The sequence below is a fragment of the Flavonifractor sp. An306 genome, from assembly GCF_002159455.1.
Taxonomy (GTDB): Bacteria; Bacillota; Clostridia; order Oscillospirales; family Oscillospiraceae; genus Flavonifractor.
Map to the genome: position 1 here is coordinate 1 of NZ_NFIQ01000275.1, position 525 is coordinate 525.

The window sequence follows — 525 nt, forward strand, 5'->3', positions numbered from 1 at the left end:
TCTGACCCCAGTCCAGCTCCGGCATATCCAGCTTGCCGCACACATTTTTCTCCCACCGGTCCGCCCGGGTCTTGGCCTGGATCATATCGTCCAGCACCCTGGGCAGCCCATGGAGCAGGGCCGCCTCCGCATTGGGATGCGCCTGATAAAGCCGCAGCCAGGCCACAGGATAGTGATAGACCCCCGGCCGGTGCTCCATATACACATCCAGTTTACAGTGGGGCAGACAGCTCTCCGCCAGCAACTGCTCAGACAGGCCAAAAATATGCTCCTCCTGTCCCCAGCGCTCACTCCACACCTTGGGCTGCCGCCAGGTCCCGGTATACTGGACAAAATACCCGGCGGTCCCACTGTAAGCATTGACCCAGCCCATAAGCTGAGCGCAGTCCACAGAGGAAAAGACATAGGATTCCGCTGGGATGCCCTCCAGGTGGTCTCCGCCACCATAAAGCACCCGCCGCTGGACCACCCAACCGGTCAGGACCAGCAGCTGCTCCTTCCCCATTACGGCGGCACTCATAGCCC

General features: G+C 61.1%; 1 protein-coding gene. It reads right to left on the bottom strand.

Features of this window, described 5'->3' with window-relative positions:
- A partial coding sequence (locus B5F88_RS20100) for a hypothetical protein (RefSeq protein WP_140402254.1) occupies positions 1-505 on the bottom strand: 505 nt, incomplete at its 3' end.
- Positions 506-525 lie beyond the last annotated feature (20 nt).